Origin of the sequence: Paenibacillus anaericanus, assembly GCF_003994475.1 — a bacterium.
Taxonomy (GTDB): domain Bacteria; phylum Bacillota; class Bacilli; order Paenibacillales; family Paenibacillaceae; genus Fontibacillus; species Fontibacillus anaericanus.
In genome coordinates this window covers 23,728-41,597 of record NZ_RZNY01000028.1, presented here as the reverse complement: position 1 = coordinate 41,597, position 17,870 = coordinate 23,728, and the positions used below count along the sequence as shown (strand labels likewise).

Sequence of the window (17,870 nt, the reverse complement as noted above, 5' to 3'; positions counted from 1 at the left end):
TCCCTCCTTATTTTTCGGATACCACCAAAGTAATGTGGCTAGTGCGTTTGTTGATACGGCTTGCACGTCCCATTGCACGTGGACGGAAACGTTTCATTGTTGGTCCTTGGTTTACGAAGACCTCCGTAACAACCAATTTATTTACATCCATAGAATAGTTGTGTTCAGCATTGGCAATCGCAGAGTTTAGAAGCTTCTCAACGATCGGTGAAGCCGCCTTAGGAGTGTGGCGAAGAATCGCGATAGCGTCGCCTACTTGCTTACCGCGGATCAAGTCAATAACCAACTTAGCTTTCCGTGGAGCAATGCGAATTGACCTAGCATGTGCTTTTGCTTCCATAAGTGTTACCTCCTTTCAAACGAAGAACTTATAAATTAACGTCTCGTTTTCTTATCATCATCCGTATGACCTTTGTAGGTACGAGTTGGAGCAAATTCGCCCAGTTTGTGTCCGACCATATCCTCAGTAACATATACAGGTACATGTTTGCGACCGTCGTAAACCCCGAACGTTTGACCAATGAATTGCGGGAAAATTGTGGAGCGACGGGACCAAGTCTTGATCACGATCTTTTTGCTCGATGCTTCAGCATCTGCCACTTTTTTCAACAAGTAACCATCAATAAAAGGTCCTTTTTTTACACTGCGACTCATTTTTTATCCTCCCTTCATCACGCTGCTTGTTTCCAACTTATATCAGAGCCCGGAAGTGATCCGCGGAGCGGATTACTTCGTGCGGCTACGTACGATATATTTATTAGATGCTTTGCCTTTTTTACGCGTTTTGTAACCAAGTGTTGGTTTACCCCAAGGTGACAATGGCGATTTACGACCGATTGGAGCGCGACCTTCACCACCACCGTGTGGGTGATCGTTAGGGTTCATGACAACACCGCGGACTTGAGGGCGTTTACCCAACCAGCGATTACGTCCAGCTTTACCGATTTTCAAAAGCTCATGATCTTCGTTACCTACAGAGCCAATAGTAGCGCGGCAAACTTTTAGAATCTTACGCATTTCGCCTGAAGACAAACGAACTGTTACGTATTTTTCTTCTTTACCAAGCAATTGTGCTTCTGTACCAGCAGCGCGAACGAGTTGTCCACCTTTACCTGGTTGAAGTTCGATGTTGTGGATAACAGTACCTACAGGAATATTCTCCATTGGAAGGCAATTCCCGACTTTGATATCTGAACCAACGCCAGATTCGATTACATCGTCCACTTTAAGACCTTTTGGAGCGATAATGTAACGTTTCTCACCGTCAGCATAATGGATCAAAGCGATATTAGAAGTCCGGTTCGGGTCATACTCAATAGTAGCAACGCGGCCTGGAATTCCATCTTTAGTACGTTTAAAGTCGATAATACGGTATTTACGTTTGTGTCCACCACCATGGTGACGAACTGTAATTTTACCTTGGTTGTTACGACCAGCTGTTTTGCTCAGTGGCGCAAGCAACGATTTCTCCGGTTGATCCGTGGTAATTTCTTCGAAAGTTGACACGGACATATTACGACGAGCCGGGGATGTCGGTTTATACTTTTTGATTGGCACTATGTTTCCCTCCTTACTTTAGCAATTTTATACCGATTCAAAGAATTCGAGCGGTTTGCTATCTGCTTTCAAAGTTACGAACGCTTTTTTCCATTCGGATCTATATCCGAAGTGGCGTCCATAACGTTTTGGCTTAGCAGGAACACGCAGCGTATTCACATTGCTCACTTTAACATTGAAGATCGCTTCTACAGCTTGTTTGATTTCGGTCTTATTAGCACGAATATCCACTTCGAAGACATATTTCAGTCCGTTCATGTATTCTGCCGTACGTTCCGTAATCACCGGGCGCTTGATAATATCACGAGGATCTTTCATTACGCGAGCACCTCCTCTACCTTCTGAACTGCTTCCTTCGTAATGATCAGTTTGTCATGCGTTAGCACGTCAAGAACACTAATGCCGTCAGCTGCAATGAATTTAACACCTGGGATATTACGAGCAGAAAGCGCGATAACGTCGTCATAGCTACCAGCTACGATCAATGCTTTACGTTCCACTTTCAGGTTATTCAAGATTGCTGCAAACTCTTTAGTTTTTGGTGCGTTCAAAGTCAACGCATCAAGAACGATAATGTCTTGATCAATCACTTTCGACGAAAGCGCCGACTTGATCGCCAAGCGACGGACTTTCTTAGGCAGTTTAAACGAGTAACTGCGTGGAGTTGGTCCGAACACTGTACCACCGCCTACCCATTGCGGGGAGCGAATAGAACCTTGACGAGCACGACCTGTACCTTTTTGTTTCCAAGGTTTGCGGCCACCGCCACGAACTTCGGAGCGTCCTTTTACTTTATGGGTACCAAAACGTAAGGAAGCACGTTGCATAACCACTGCATCATGAAGCACGTGTACATTCGGTTCGATACCGAATACCGCATCATTCAATTCTACTTCGCCTACTTGGCTACCACTTACATTAAAAAGTGCTACTTTTGGCATTTGTTGTTCCTCCTTTCTTCAGAAAATTATTTCTTAATGCTTTCTTTTACTTTAATGAGGCCATTTTTAGGCCCTGGAATTGCGCCTTTAATGAGCAACACATTGTGTTCAACGTCTACTTTAATAACTTCTAGGCGTTGAATTGTTACTGTTTCGTGACCCATATGTCCTGGAAGACGTTTGCCTTTAAGAACATGGTTCGCTTGGATAGAACCCATCGAACCTGGTCTACGGTGATAACGCGACCCGTGAGACATTGGTCCGCGGCTTTGACCCCAACGTTTAATGTTACCTTGGAATCCTTTACCTTTAGAAACACCTGTTACGTCAACAAACTCGCCTTCAGCAAAAATATCAACTTTGACCTCTTGGCCAACTTCATATCCTGCCAAATCAATACCGCGAATTTCGCGAACGTAGCGCTTAGGTGTTGTATTTGCTTTTTTAGCGTGGCCTACTTCTGGTTTAGTCGCTCTTTGTGCTTTCTTATCAGAGTAACCAATTTGAATTGCTTCATAACCATCGTTCTCCACATCTTTCTTTTGCAGAACAACATTGGAGCTAGCCTCAATCACCGTTACAGGAATAACATTTCCTTCAGGTGTAAAAACTTGAGTCATTCCGAGTTTTTTTCCTAAGATACCTTTCATGTTGACACCTCTTTTCCTTTACTAATTAAACTGCTGTAATTAATATTACAATTTGATTTCGATATCTACACCGGACGGTAGGTCCAAGCGCATCAAGGCATCCACGGTTTGTGGAGTCGGGTTCACAATGTCGATAAGACGTTTGTGCGTCCGTTGTTCGAATTGTTCCCGAGAATCCTTGTACTTGTGTACCGCACGGAGAACAGTAATGATTTGTTTCTCAGTTGGAAGCGGAATCGGACCAGATACACTAGCACCCGAACGCTTTGCCGTTTCAACAATCTTCTCTGCGGATTGATCAAGAATTCTGTGGTCGTAAGCTTTCAAACGAATACGAATTTTTTGCTTTGCCATTTTTATTCCCTCCTTCTATCGCCCAATTTGGTATCGGACATACTCCGTGAAAATTTTCCAACCACTCTCCCATGGCAAAGGGGCCAGGTGTGTCGGTAACCTCTCACATCATCGCAACGTCACAGAACAACATTTATTATTATATAGAATAACCGGGACAATTGCAACAGGAAGTTGAAAGTTTTTTAAGATGTATTTATTCCCACCTCGATAATCCTATCTTTCGTAGATTAAGAGGTTCTGAACAAGCTGTCTCTTGTCAAAAAAAAGAGCCATAACCTTAGATCAGGCCGGCTCAGTAATTATTTTTGCCATTCTAAAATTTATTTCTTCTATATATATGCTAATTAGAACTATAAATCTGAAGATACCTGGTTTAAACGTTCAGCCGATGCAGCAACCTGAGATGTAGATGAACCGATACCTTCAATCGTCTCAATCAATTCACTAATCTGTCCTTCAACAGCGACAATTTCATTAGCACTGTTATGCATTGAACTTAATATATGAATAAAGACTTCATTCGTCGCCTCAGACTGCAATTTACCGCTCTCCGCTAGTTTACGTACTTCTTCTATTAATTGTACTACTTGAGAGGTCATCGAAGCAGAATGCTGTACTAATGCAGCAATTTGAGTTACTGTGTCTTTCGTATTCTCTGACAGTTTACTTACCTCTTGGGCGACAACTCCGAATGCCTTACCTTGCTCTCCAACCCGCGCTGCTTCAATTTTTGCATTTAGGGATAATAGTTTAATTTGACCAGCTATCCCAGCAACGGTATCCACTATTTTTTGAATGTGCCGTGATGAAATATCTAACTGCTGTACGGATTGATCCATCACACTAGTCCGTTCATTAATACTCCCTATTCGTTCATTTAACTGTTGTAAATGACTTCGCCCTGCTTCAGCAAGTTGTTGTGATTCATTAGCTGTTTGTACCGAACGTTTAATTGCCTCATTTACTCCCTGACTGCTCGCCACAAGCTCTTCTACTGCTGCGTTCGTGCCAAGACTCAAATCTTCCAATTCTTCACTAAACATTGTGATTTTGCCTTTAAGTTCATTCTTTACAATTTCATATTGTTGTTCCTTCTCAAGCAGATTCTCCCGTTCATATGCCTCGAGTACAAGTTGCTGTTCAAGACTTAGAAGCTTACTAGTCGTCTTAATCATCTGCAAACGTAGATCTTCACTCTTGATTTCATCATAGATCACCTTCAAAAAAGCATTTTGCAAATTCTGAAAAGCAGATAAATACCATTTTGGTTCAAGTCCTACCTTTTTGTGCACCTTTGCGATTCTCAATCTCTTAGAAATAAATTCTTGATCTATATTACCGCTGAACATATCAAGCAAATGTTCCTGCAAAGTCATTTTCAGTCGTTCAACCGTGCTGTGCTTGATTATAATTTCTGTCAGTTTGGGGACGTCAAGAACCGATTGATAGAAAGTACTTGTAATCCATTCAATCCTCTTCTCTATGAAAGGCTTCATTTGATGCAATAATTCAATATCACTTGCACTCAAATCAATCATCCGTAGTTGCTCGTTAATCTCCTGCTCACCTTCAATTTCAAGATATACAGGCCCTGTATCCAGATTCGTTATTACCTTTATTCGATCTATCGAGTATGTAGCGTCTGTTAATTCTTGCTTTGTTGATGACTTGAGTAAAGTTGAAAAGGGACACTTCATAAAGCGATCTCCACTCCTTGTCCGCAGACACATATTTAGTTGTTACAGGTCATTATACCTGTGACAATAATCACTGTAAACAAAATTATGCCATTATTCGACAGTATTCGATCTATTTCTGGAATGGAGTCTCGTTTCTTCATTTGTTCTCAAATTTATATAGATAAAAAAAGAGCTACTCCATGTCATAAAGACAGGAATAGCTCTTTCTAAAGGTTATAAAACCTAATTATTTTTGGATGCTAACTACAGCACCGGATCCAACTGTACGTCCACCTTCACGAATGGAGAAGCGAGTTCCTTCTTCAAGAGCGATTGGAGCGATCAGTGAAATGGTAACAGTGATGTTATCACCAGGCATAACCATTTCAGTACCTTCAGGCAGGTTGATAATACCTGTTACGTCAGTTGTACGGAAATAGAATTGTGGACGGTAACCAGTGAAGAAAGGTTTGTGACGTCCGCCTTCTTCTTTAGTTAGAACGTATACTTGTGCAGTAAATTCCATGTGTGGCTTAACGGAACCTGGCTTTGCAAGTACTTGACCACGTTCGATTTGGTTACGGTCTACACCACGTAGCAATGCGCCGATGTTGTCGCCCGCTTGAGCGGAATCGAGCAATTTACGGAACATTTCAACGCCTGTAACAACCGATTTCTTAGTTTCTTCGTGGATACCAACGATTTCAACTTCTTCGCCAACTTTAACAGTTCCGCGTTCTACACGACCTGTAGCAACGGTACCGCGACCAGTGATGGAGAATACGTCTTCGACAGGCATAAGGAACGGCTTGTCAACTGGACGCTCTGGAAGTGGAATGTATTCGTCGATTTGTTCGAACATTTCAACGATCTTTTTAGCCCATTCGCCTTCAGGGTTTTGAAGAGCTTCACGAGCAGAACCACGAACGATTGGAGTATCGTCGCCTGGGAACTCATATTCGCTAAGAAGGTCGCGAACTTCCATCTCAACCAATTCCAAGAGTTCTTCGTCTTCAACCATGTCGCATTTGTTCAAGAATACGACGATGTAAGGAACACCTACGTTACGGGACAAAAGGATGTGCTCGCGTGTTTGCGGCATTGGGCCGTCAGCAGCGGATACAACCAAGATAGCGCCGTCCATTTGAGCAGCACCAGTGATCATGTTCTTAACATAGTCGGCGTGACCTGGGCAGTCAACGTGTGCGTAGTGACGGTTGTTAGTTTCATACTCCACGTGGGAAGTTGAAATTGTAATACCGCGCTCGCGCTCTTCAGGAGCCTTATCGATTTGATCAAAAGACATTGCAGCACCACCGTAAGTCTTGGACAATACAGAAGTGATTGCAGCAGTCAGGGTTGTTTTACCATGGTCGACGTGACCGATTGTACCGATGTTAACATGCGGTTTTGTACGTTCATATTTAGCCTTAGCCATTTTAAACAGTTCCTCCTTAAAATATGGATTGTTATGTTGGACTAATCGGGGATTTCCGCCGAAACGGATCCCCAATTAGTAAATACAAAAAATTATTCTGCGTTGCCTTTGTACTTAGATACGATTTCTTCAGCAATGCTCTTCGGAACTTCTTCATAGTGAGAAAGTTCCATTGAGAACACACCGCGTCCTTGCGTACCGGAACGAAGTGTTGTTGAATATCCAAACATTTCAGACAAAGGTACCTTCGCACGGATAATTTGCGCTCCACCACGAGAATCCATACCTTCAATCCGTCCACGACGGGAATTCAACATACCCATAACATCACCCATGTACTCTTCAGGAACCGTTACTTCAACTTTCATAATCGGCTCAAGGAGACAAGCTTGACATTTCTCTTTGGCTGCTTTCAGTGCCATCGAACCGGCGATTTTAAACGCCATTTCATTGGAATCGACATCATGGTATGAACCGTCTACGATTGTGGCTTTAACGTCTACAAGCGGGAAGCCTGCAAGGACACCATTCTTCATAGATTCTTCAATACCTTGTTGTGCAGGACCAATGTATTCTCTTGGTACTGAACCACCCACAACTTTACTTTCGAACTGGTTGCCTGAACCGGCTTCCAAAGGTTCGAACTCAACCCATACGTGACCGTATTGACCACGACCACCGGATTGACGGACAAATTTACCTTCAACACGTGCTGGCACTTTGAAAGTTTCACGGTAAGCTACTTGTGGTTTACCCACATTAGTCTCTACCTTAAACTCGCGGCGCATACGGTCGATGATAATATCCAAGTGAAGCTCACCCATACCTGCAAGAATCGTTTGACCGGTTTCTTCATCAGTATGAGCACGAAGAGTTGGATCTTCTTCAGTCAATTTACCGAGAGCTACGCCCATTTTATCTTGGTCGGCTTTCGTTTTTGGTTCAACGGCGATTTCGATAACCGGATCAGGGAAGTTCATCGATTCAAGAATGATCGGAGCCTTCTCATCACATAGTGTATCACCTGTGCTCGTATCTTTCAAACCTACTGCAGCCGCGATATCACCACAATAAACGATGCTGATTTCTTGACGGCTGTTAGCATGCATTTGAAGAATACGGCCGATACGCTCGCGTTTGTTCTTAGTTGCATTCAGTACGTACGAACCGGATTGAAGCACACCGGAGTACACACGGAAGAACGTAAGTTTACCAACGTAAGGGTCTGTCATGATTTTAAATGCTAGCGCTGAGAACGGTTCTGCATCATCAGAGTGACGTTCTTCCAAAGTACCGTCTTCCAAGTGACCTTGGATACTTGGTACGTCTGTTGGCGCTGGCAAGTAATCAACAACAGCATCCATCATCAATTGAACACCTTTGTTACGGTAAGAGGAACCACAGATAACAGGGAAGATCTTAACTTCGATAACACCTTTACGGAGAGCTTTTTTGATCTCTGCAACAGAGATTTCTTCACCCTCTAGGTATTTCATTGTTAATTCTTCATCTAGTTCTGCAACTTTCTCAATCAATTCTGCACGAAGTTCTTCTACTTGCGCTTGGAACTCTGCTGGAATATCTGTTTCTTCGATATTTTGACCTAAGTCATCGTGGAAAATATGAGCTCTTTGAGCAACGATGTCGATGATACCATCAAAATGGTTCTCTGCACCCATTGGCAACTGAATTGCTACCGCATTGGCTTGCAGACGATCACGCATACTAGCTATAACGTTAAGATAGTCAGCACCGATGATATCCATTTTGTTTACATAAGCGATCCGAGGAACGCCATAGCGGTCAGCCTGTCTCCATACGGTTTCAGACTGTGGCTCAACGCCTTCTTTCGCACTGAAAACGCCTACTGCCCCGTCCAATACACGTAGGGAACGTTCAACTTCAACTGTGAAGTCTACGTGTCCCGGGGTATCGATGATATTTACGCGGTGACCTTTCCATTGAGCGGTTGTTGCAGCGGAAGTAATTGTAATTCCGCGCTCCTGCTCTTGTTCCATCCAGTCCATTGTCGCAGCACCCTCGTGAACTTCACCGATTTTGTGCGTAAGGCCTGTATAGAACAAGATACGTTCCGTCGTGGTTGTCTTACCAGCATCAATATGCGCCATGATCCCAATGTTACGTGTATTATTCAAGGAGAAATCTCTTGCCATAATGATGTCTCCCTTCAATATATACTACTAACTTTAGCTTAATCCTACCAACGGTAGTGAGCAAACGCTTTGTTTGCTTCAGCCATTTTGTGCGTGTCTTCACGTTTCTTAACGGAAGCTCCTGTGTTGTTAGCTGCATCCATGATTTCAGCAGCCAAACGCTCTTCCATAGTCTTCTCGCCGCGGTTGCGGGAGTAGTTTACGAGCCAACGTAATCCCAAAGCAGTACGTCTCTCTGGTTTCACTTCGATAGGAACCTGATAGTTTGCTCCGCCTACACGACGAGCTTTAACTTCCAGGACAGGCATAATGTTCTTGATTGCTGCTTCAAATACTTCCATTGGGTCATTGCCCGTGCGTTCTTGAATCAATTTGAATGCATTATAAAGGATGCTTTGAGCAACGCCGCGTTTGCCGTCTAGCATGATGCGGTTGATCAATCGAGTAACAAGCTTGCTGTTATACAATGGATCCGGCAATACGTCTCTTTTGGTAACTGGACCTTTGCGTGGCATAGTTATCCCCCTTTCAATGATAGTTTAATTCTTTAGGTATATAACCTAGGATTTTTTAGCTTTAGGACGTTTAGCACCGTATTTAGAACGAGCTTGCATCCGGTTGTTTACACCAGCAGTGTCCAATGCGCCGCGTACGATGTGATAACGTACACCCGCAAGGTCTTTCACCTTACCACCACGAATCAGAACCACACTGTGCTCTTGCAAGTTGTGTCCGATACCTGGGATGTAAGCCGTAACTTCTAAACGGTTCGTCAAGCGAACACGAGCATATTTACGAAGTGCGGAGTTCGGTTTACGAGGAGTCATAGTGCCGACACGAGTACACACCCCACGTTTTTGTGGAGCACTCAAATCAGTAGCCTCACGTTTCAGGGCATTAAACCCTCTTTGCAATGCTGGTGATTTAGATTTGTATATCTTGTCTTGGCGTCCCTTGCGTACCAATTGGTTAATAGTTGGCATGTTGTTGCCACCCCCTTCCTCAAATCTTTATGTTTCTTTACAAACCTCTTGTTTAAGCCCACAGATCCAGGCGGTTCATAAAAGAACAAATGAAAAGTTCTTGCCGAAAGGATTTGCCCAATCAGCAAAAACGAATTCTAAACTATGGTCTTACGATCGCAACCATCGCTGCTCCCACTTGTATCCCGCAAGCTTTGCCGAGATTATCCATTGTGTCAACATATGTGACCTTAACGGAGTTTCGATTACATAGCGCAATGACTTTCGATGTAAGGCGTGGATCTGCATCTTCAGCTACGTAAACCTCATCAGCCTGTCCTTGCTCCACCATTCGCATGGTTTGCTTGGTGCCGATTTTAATATGTGCATCCTGTAAACCTTTATCATTAGACATTATAAGCGTCCTCCAAAGCACAGGGTTATCCGTTCTCACGCACTTTGACATAATATCACTTTTCAATGGGCTATGTCAAGAAAATTATTAACTAATTTCAATCAATAATTTAATTAATAAAACAGCGACCGGCACAGATCAGCTACAACACTGACTGGCCGCGCCGCTGTCTCTTACAGTCTAGAACTATTCAACAGAAACAGGTTCTAAACCTTTTGAAGCAGTTAGATCATTCTCTGGTTCTTCAAACTGAATACTGCGGTAACGATTCATTCCTGTACCCGCTGGAATCAGTTTACCGATAATAACATTCTCTTTCAGGCCGAGCAATTTATCCACTTTGCCTTTGATTGCTGCATCGGTAAGTACCCGTGTAGTTTCCTGGAAGGAAGCTGCAGACAAGAATGAGTCTGTTTCGAGCGATGCCTTCGTAATCCCCAGAAGGACCGGTTTGGCCACAGCTGGTTCTTTGTCGGACAGAATAGCTTCTTTGTTTGCTCTTTCATATTCATGCAAATCGACGTATGCTCCTGGCAGAAGCGGCGTATCTCCCGCATCAACTATGCGGATTTTGCGCAACATTTGCTTGATCATAACTTCGATGTGCTTATCATTAATTTCTACGCCCTGATTACGGTATACGCGTTGTACTTCTTGTAGAATGTAGTTCTGTACGCCACGAATACCTTTGATACGTAGGATTTCCTTCGGATCAATTGAACCATCGGTGAGTTCATCACCGGCTTCAATTTCCTGACCTTCGCTAACACGAAGACGAGAACCGTAGGTAACAGAGTAGATCTTCGTTTCAGCTTCACCTTGAACCTCAACTTCACGACGGTCCTTAGCTTCACGAATTTCCTTCACGACACCATCAATTTCACTGATTGTCGCTTGACCTTTCGGATTCCGTGCCTCAAACATTTCGACGATACGCGGCAAACCTTGCGTAATATCATCACCCGCAACGCCCCCGGTATGGAACGTACGCATGGTGAGCTGAGTTCCCGGTTCTCCGATAGATTGTGCAGCGATGATACCAACTGCTTCACCAATTTCAACATGTTTGCCTGTAGCCAAGTTACGACCGTAGCATTTCTTACACACGCCATGGCGAGCACGGCAACTAAGTACCGAACGAATTTGCAGTTTAGTAACGCCAGCATTGACGATCTCATGTGCTTTGTCGGAATCGATCAGTTCGTTGCGCTGAGCAATAACCGCACCGGTCTCAGGATGCTTGATCGTTTCGAAAGAGTAACGTCCTTCGATCCGGTCATACAGATCCTCAATAACCTCTTTACCGTCTTGGATGACACTAACAGAGAAGCCTTTATCCGTGCCACAATCCTCTTCGCGCACGATCACATCTTGTGCAACGTCTACGAGACGACGAGTCAAGTAACCAGAGTCAGCTGTCCGTAGTGCAGTATCCGCCAAACCTTTACGAGCACCATGCGTCGAAAGGAAGTACTCGAGGACGGTTAGTCCTTCACGGAAGTTCGATTTGATTGGCAACTCGATGATACGTCCTGATGGGTTGGCCATCAAACCACGCATACCGCCGAGCTGAGTAATCTGCGATTTGTTACCCCGTGCTTTGGAGTCAACCATGAGCATGATGGAATTGTAACGATCCATCGATTTCATCAATACTTCGGTAATTTGATCTTTAGTTTTACCCCAGATTGCAATAACACGGTCATACCGCTCTTCGTTTGTAATCAAACCACGACGGTATTGATTCGTAACGACACGGACTTTCTCATCAGACTCGTGAAGAATAGCCGGTTTTTCATCTGGAACAATAACGTCAGAAACCGCAATACTAACACCGGAACGGGTAGAATAAGTAAATCCAGTTTGCTTAATTCTATCCAGGATCACTGAAGTTTCCGTAGTGTGATAAATTTCAAAGCATCGACCGATAATTTCGCCCAGATACTCTTTACCTATCCCATTAGCTTGAGGTGCTTCATTGATACGTTCCGTAATATTAGCGCCCTTATCAAAGATAAAGAAGTGATCAGGTGTCCCTTGGAACAAGTTCGCACGAGTCGCATCGTTAATATATGGGAATGTGGATGGGAAGATTTCATTAAAGATAATCTTACCCACAGTAGTAATAAGCAACGCATTTTGTTGTGCTTCTGTGAATCCAGTTTTGTTGAGCGCTTTAGCAGGAATAGCAACACGTGCATGTAGTTCAGCTGTACCACGTTGGTATGCTGATACCGCTTCGTTTACCGAGCGGAGAATCATGCCAGTACCTTTAGCTTCTTTGTTATCCATCGTTAGATAGAAAGAACCAAGGACCATATCCTGTGAAGGCGTAACTACTGGTTTGCCGTCTTTAGGGTTCAGGATGTTACCGGAAGCTAGCATCAATATGCGAGCTTCTGCCTGAGCTTCCGCAGACAACGGTACGTGAACCGCCATTTGGTCACCGTCAAAGTCAGCGTTATATGCTGTACATACGAGTGGGTGAAGACGAATTGCACGGCCTTCAACCAAAATCGGTTCAAATGCTTGAATACCGAGACGGTGAAGTGTTGGTGCACGGTTCAGAAGAACCGGATGCTCTCTAATGACTTCTTCCAATACATCCCATACTTCTGGGCTGACACGTTCTACTTTTCTCTTCGCGCTCTTAATGTTATGAGCCAGTCCTTTGTTGACCAGTTCTTTCATTACAAACGGTTTGAATAGTTCAAGCGCCATTTCCTTCGGAAGACCACATTGGTACATTTTGAGATAAGGTCCTACTACGATAACTGAACGACCAGAATAGTCGACCCGTTTACCGAGCAAGTTCTGACGGAAACGTCCTTGTTTACCTTTCAGCATGTGGCTGAGGGATTTAAGTGGACGGTTACCTGGACCTGTTACTGGACGACCACGACGGCCGTTATCGATCAAAGCATCAACCGCTTCTTGGAGCATCCGTTTCTCATTTTGCACGATAATATCTGGTGCACCGAGATCAAGAAGTCGTTTCAGTCGGTTGTTGCGGTTAATTACACGACGATACAAGTCATTTAAGTCAGAAGTCGCGAAACGTCCACCATCAAGTTGAACCATCGGACGAAGTTCCGGTGGAATAACTGGAAGTACATCAAGGATCATCCATTCTGGTTCGTTACCAGAATTGCGGAATGCCTCGATAACTTCTAGACGTTTGATAGCACGGTTACGACGTTGTCCTTGAGCCGTACGCAACTCTTCCTTAAGAAACTCTAAATCTTTTTCAATATCGATATCCTGAAGCAATTTCTTCACAGCTTCAGCACCCATACCAGCATGGAAACCATAACCATACTTTTCACGATAGCTACGGTATTCTTTCTCGGACAGAAGCTGCTTTTTCTCAAGAGGAGTTTCACCTGGATCCGTTACTACATAAGATGCAAAGTAAATAATCTCTTCTAAAGAACGTGGCGACATGTCGAGTGCAAGACCCATACGGGATGGAATCCCTTTGAAATACCAAATATGCGAAACTGGTGCAGCAAGCTCAATATGCCCCATACGTTCACGACGTACTTTAGCTCTTGTAACTTCAACGCCGCAGCGATCGCAGACAACGCCTTTATAACGGACACGCTTATATTTACCGCAATGACATTCCCAGTCTTTGGTCGGGCCAAATATCTTCTCGCAAAAGAGCCCTTCCTTTTCCGGTTTCAATGTACGGTAGTTAATTGTTTCCGGTTTCTTGACTTCTCCGCGGGACCAAGAACGAATTTTATCTGGGGAAGCAAGCCCAATTTTCATAAACTCGAAGTTGTTAACGTCCAACAAGGAGCATCCCTCCTTAACCAAGTCCTGATATTAACAATCTGGATAGAGTGAACGAAAGACTGTGTCTCCACGGTCTCCCTAATTCAATCTATCTATTTTGGAAACATCGGCCGCCAAGTGGCAGGCCGATTGTCCAATAAGGCAGCTTCCACTGCGAAAATCTTCATCACACGACAGCATAGGCCGTCAGGATGTTATTCTGCGCCGACTTCCGCGCCCTCTAAGTTCAGGCTCAATTTATCTCCTGCCGCATCATCTTCATCGTCCATTTCTTTCATCTCAATCTCTTCTTCGTTTTCGCTCAGGATTTTAACATCCATCCCTAAACTTTGAAGCTCTTTGATCAAGACCTTGAAGGATTCCGGTACGCCAGGTTCTGGCACATTTTCACCTTTGACGATAGATTCGTAGGTTTTCACCCGACCAACCACGTCATCGGATTTAACTGTTAAAATTTCCTGCAGTGTATACGCGGCGCCATAAGCTTCAAGCGCCCACACTTCCATCTCTCCGAAGCGCTGTCCACCAAACTGAGCTTTACCGCCCAGAGGCTGTTGCGTAACGAGTGAGTATGGTCCAGTTGAACGGGCATGGATTTTATCATCAACCATGTGCGCCAGTTTGATCATGTGCATGACACCGACGGTTACTTCGCGTTCAAAGCGATCCCCCGTGCGACCATCGTACAACACAGTCTTACCATTACGCTGCATGCCTGCTTCTTCCATTGCATCAAATACGTCGTACTCACTAGCACCATCAAATACTGGTGTTGCTACGTGAATACCGAGACGAAGAGCTGCCATACCTAGATGGATCTCCAATACCTGACCAATGTTCATCCGTGACGGAACCCCTAGTGGGTTAAGCACGACTTGAACTGGTGTACCATCAGGCATAAACGGCATATCCTCTTCAGGTAAAATACGAGCTACGACACCCTTATTACCGTGACGTCCTGCCATTTTGTCACCTTCGGATATTTTACGTTTTTGGGCAATATATACCCGAACGAGTTGGTTCACACCTGGTGGCAATTCATCGCCATTCTCACGAGTGAACACTTTAACGTCAACGACAATACCGTCAGTACCATGAGGCACTCGAAGGGAAGTATCACGCACTTCGCGAGCTTTCTCACCGAAAATCGCATGTAGAAGGCGTTCTTCTGCAGTCAGTTCTGTAACCCCTTTAGGTGTTACTTTACCAACCAAGATGTCACCTGCACCAATTTCAGCACCAACACGGATAATACCGCGTTCGTCAAGGTTACGAAGCGCTTCTTCACCTACGTTTGGAATATCACGAGTGATTTCTTCCGGTCCAAGCTTCGTATCACGGGCTTCAGACTCGTATTCTTCAATGTGAATTGACGTATACACGTCTTCTTTCACAAGCTTCTCACTCAGTAGGATTGCATCCTCATAGTTGTAACCTTCCCAAGTCATGAAGGCAACGACTACGTTTCGTCCAAGTGCCAATTCGCCCATTTCCGTTGATGGTCCATCCGCAAGAATATCTCCTGCTTTGACTACATCTCCGTGTTTAACGATTGGACGTTGGTTGATGCATGTCCCTTGGTTAGAACGCATAAATTTGTGCAATTTATGTTTAACAAGGTCGCCTTTGACTTCCTTGCCGTCTACAGTCTCGATCCGACGCAACCAAATTTCATTAGCTGCAGAACGTTCGATAATACCATCGTATTTGGACACAATACATACGCCGGAATCTTTAGCAGACTTATGCTCCATACCTGTTCCCACGAGCGGGGCTTTTGGTATAAGAAGAGGTACCGCTTGGCGTTGCATGTTTGATCCCATTAGCGCACGGTTAGAGTCATCGTTCTCTAGGAACGGGATGAGCGCCGTAGCTACGGATACAACCTGTTTAGGAGAAACGTCCATGTAATCTACACGATCACTTGGCATTGTCAGGATGTTGTCTGCTTGTTTATTGTAACGAACGATAACATTCTCATCTTGGAACGTACCATCCTCGTTAAGGATAGCGTTCGCTTGAGCGATGATATAGTTGTCTTCCTCATCGGCAGTTACATAAGCAATTTGATCCGTAACTTTCGCTGTCTTCGGATCTACCCAACGGTATGGAGCTTCAATGAAGCCATACTCATTAATGCGAGCAAATGTAGACAATGAGTTAATCAACCCAATGTTCGGTCCTTCTGGAGTCTCGATTGGACACATCCGGCCATAGTGTGAATGATGGACGTCCCGTACTTCAAAGCCCGCACGTTCCCGCGTCAAACCGCCGGGTCCTAGGGCTGACAGACGACGTTTATGCGTCAATTCTGCAAGTGGGTTCGTCTGATCCATAAACTGTGACAACTGGGAGCTACCAAAGAACTCTTTAATTGAAGCAATTACAGGGCGTATGTTAATCAACGCTTGAGGCGTGATAACATTAGCATCCTGAATTGACATTCTCTCGCGTACAACACGTTCCATCCGTGACAAACCAATACGGAACTGGTTCTGAAGCAGTTCACCTACGGAACGCAGACGGCGGTTGCCAAGATGATCGATATCATCCGTGCTACCAATACCGTGTAGCAAATTCAAGAAGTAACTGATTGACGAAATGATATCAGCAGGCGTGATATGTTTCACTGACTTGTCGATATTACAATTCGCAATAACCTTAACTACTTTCCCATCTTCAATCGGCGAGAAAATGTCGATAGTTTGGAGCGGCACATCATTAGCATCAAGAACACCGTTAGCAACATGGTAGTTTTTGAAACCTACGCCATTCTCCAAATAAGGGAGTATTTCATCCAGCAAACGCCGATCGACCATTTGGCCTGCTTCCGCGATAATTTCACCTGTACTGATGTCAATAAGACTCTCAGCAAGACGCTGGTTGAAAAGACGATTCTTAATATGAAGCTTCTTATTTACCTTATAGCGGCCTACATTGGCCAGATCATAACGTTTTGGATCAAAGAAACGCGCCACCAATAGACTCTTCGCATTATCGAGAGTCGGAGGTTCACCCGGACGAAGACGCTCGTAAATTTCAATGAGAGCTTTCTCCGTCGAATCCGTGTTGTCTTTATCCAAGGTGTTACGGATATATTCATCGTTTCCGAGCAAATCTAAGATTTCTGCGTCCGTCCCAAACCCAAGCGAACGGAGTAGTACGGTAACTGGAATTTTACGAGTACGGTCGATACGAACATATACAATATCCTTCGCATCCGTCTCAAGTTCCAGCCATGCACCGCGGTTAGGAATAACCGTAGCAGCATATGTTTTCTTACCGTTTTTATCTACTTTCGTGTTGAAATAGACGCTAGGAGAGCGAACCAATTGGCTGACAATAACCCGTTCTGCACCATTAATAATAAAAGTGCCGGTTTCCGTCATCAATGGGAAATCTCCCATGAACACTTCCTGCTCTTTAACTTCGCCGGTTTCCTTATTAATGAGCCGGACTTTAACCCTAAGCGGCGCCGCATATGTCACGTCACGTTCTTTCGCGTCGTCTACTGTATACTTTGGTTCGCCCAGGCTGTAATCGATAAATTCCAACACCAAATTCCCCGTGAAATCCTGAATCGGCGAAATGTCATGAAACATTTCCCGTAGGCCCTCTTCCAAGAACCATTCATACGATTTCTGTTGGATCTCGATCAGGTTCGGAATTTCGAGTACCTCGTTAATTCGCGCATAACTTCGCCGAGTGCGTCGACCATATTGAACAAGATGTCCTGCCAACTTTAACTCACCCCTCATGTCTACTCACTTTAAAAAATTGATTGCGAACCCGTGTTTGTACCCTTATAATAGGTTCAAGAACAACGGATTCATCCACAAATAAAGAAAAGCCCTTATCGAATGCTTTCGAAAAAAGAGCACCATTATCTGTGACAC

At 44.3% G+C, this 17,870-nt stretch carries 15 protein-coding genes; all 15 read right to left on the bottom strand.

The annotated features are described in order from the left end of the window. Window positions 1-7: 7 nt before the first annotated feature. The 15 genes from rplV to rpoB all read right to left on the bottom strand — a co-directional run bounded on the left by rplV (window position 8) and on the right by rpoB (window position 17,714). Window positions 8-340: a 50S ribosomal protein L22 gene (rplV, locus tag EJP82_RS22975; RefSeq protein WP_127194412.1), complete on the bottom strand. Its 333-nt coding sequence runs from the start codon at window positions 338-340 to the stop codon at window positions 8-10. A gap of 35 nt (window positions 341-375) precedes the next feature. Next, a complete protein-coding gene (gene rpsS / locus EJP82_RS22970) occupies window positions 376-654 on the bottom strand; it encodes a 30S ribosomal protein S19 (RefSeq protein WP_127194411.1) in 279 nt (92 codons plus the stop codon). Between the two features lie 72 nt (window positions 655-726). Continuing rightward, window positions 727-1,557 carry a 50S ribosomal protein L2 gene (gene rplB, locus EJP82_RS22965; RefSeq protein WP_127194410.1) on the bottom strand — a complete coding sequence of 277 codons (831 nt, stop codon included), beginning with the start codon at window positions 1,555-1,557 and terminating at the stop codon, window positions 727-729. 27 nt (window positions 1,558-1,584) lie between these two features. Then, the gene (gene rplW / locus EJP82_RS22960; protein ID WP_127194409.1) at window positions 1,585-1,875 is read right to left on the bottom strand and encodes a 50S ribosomal protein L23; all 291 of its coding nucleotides are present in this window, start codon (window positions 1,873-1,875) and stop codon (window positions 1,585-1,587) included. Then, window positions 1,875-2,498: a 50S ribosomal protein L4 gene (rplD, locus tag EJP82_RS22955; protein ID WP_127194408.1), complete on the bottom strand. Its 624-nt coding sequence runs from the start codon at window positions 2,496-2,498 to the stop codon at window positions 1,875-1,877. The genes rplW and rplD overlap by 1 nt, the downstream gene beginning before the upstream one ends. Before the next feature lie 26 nt (window positions 2,499-2,524). After that, window positions 2,525-3,148 (bottom strand): 50S ribosomal protein L3, encoded by a 624-nt coding sequence (gene rplC, locus EJP82_RS22950; RefSeq protein ID WP_127194407.1) that lies wholly within the window; start codon window positions 3,146-3,148, stop codon window positions 2,525-2,527. A 45-nt stretch (window positions 3,149-3,193) separates the two neighbouring features. Next, the gene (gene rpsJ, locus EJP82_RS22945) at window positions 3,194-3,502 is read right to left on the bottom strand and encodes a 30S ribosomal protein S10 (RefSeq protein WP_102715347.1); all 309 of its coding nucleotides are present in this window, start codon (window positions 3,500-3,502) and stop codon (window positions 3,194-3,196) included. A gap of 353 nt (window positions 3,503-3,855) precedes the next feature. Then, on the bottom strand, window positions 3,856-5,202 hold the full coding sequence (locus tag EJP82_RS22940; RefSeq protein WP_170220277.1) for a globin-coupled sensor protein: 1,347 nt from the start codon (window positions 5,200-5,202) through the stop codon (window positions 3,856-3,858). Window positions 5,203-5,431: 229 nt separating this feature from the next. Beyond that, on the bottom strand, window positions 5,432-6,622 hold the full coding sequence (gene tuf, locus EJP82_RS22935; protein WP_127194405.1) for an elongation factor Tu: 1,191 nt from the start codon (window positions 6,620-6,622) through the stop codon (window positions 5,432-5,434). Between the two features lie 92 nt (window positions 6,623-6,714). Then, complete coding sequence (gene fusA, locus EJP82_RS22930; protein ID WP_127194404.1) at window positions 6,715-8,796, bottom strand: elongation factor G; 2,082 nt, start codon at window positions 8,794-8,796, stop codon at window positions 6,715-6,717. A gap of 44 nt (window positions 8,797-8,840) precedes the next feature. Continuing rightward, window positions 8,841-9,311, bottom strand: coding sequence for a 30S ribosomal protein S7 (gene rpsG / locus EJP82_RS22925; RefSeq protein ID WP_127194403.1), 471 nt, complete (start codon window positions 9,309-9,311; stop codon window positions 8,841-8,843). A gap of 45 nt (window positions 9,312-9,356) precedes the next feature. Then, complete coding sequence (rpsL, locus tag EJP82_RS22920) at window positions 9,357-9,779, bottom strand: 30S ribosomal protein S12 (protein ID WP_127194402.1); 423 nt, start codon at window positions 9,777-9,779, stop codon at window positions 9,357-9,359. 142 nt (window positions 9,780-9,921) lie between these two features. Further along, window positions 9,922-10,173, bottom strand: a complete 252-nt coding sequence (locus EJP82_RS22915; RefSeq protein WP_127194401.1) for a ribosomal L7Ae/L30e/S12e/Gadd45 family protein — start codon at window positions 10,171-10,173, stop codon at window positions 9,922-9,924. Window positions 10,174-10,359: 186 nt separating this feature from the next. Continuing rightward, window positions 10,360-13,974 carry a DNA-directed RNA polymerase subunit beta' gene (rpoC, locus tag EJP82_RS22910; protein ID WP_127194400.1) on the bottom strand — a complete coding sequence of 1,205 codons (3,615 nt, stop codon included), beginning with the start codon at window positions 13,972-13,974 and terminating at the stop codon, window positions 10,360-10,362. Between the two features lie 194 nt (window positions 13,975-14,168). Further along, window positions 14,169-17,714 (bottom strand): DNA-directed RNA polymerase subunit beta, encoded by a 3,546-nt coding sequence (rpoB, locus tag EJP82_RS22905; RefSeq protein WP_127194399.1) that lies wholly within the window; start codon window positions 17,712-17,714, stop codon window positions 14,169-14,171. Window positions 17,715-17,870: the final 156 nt, after the last annotated feature.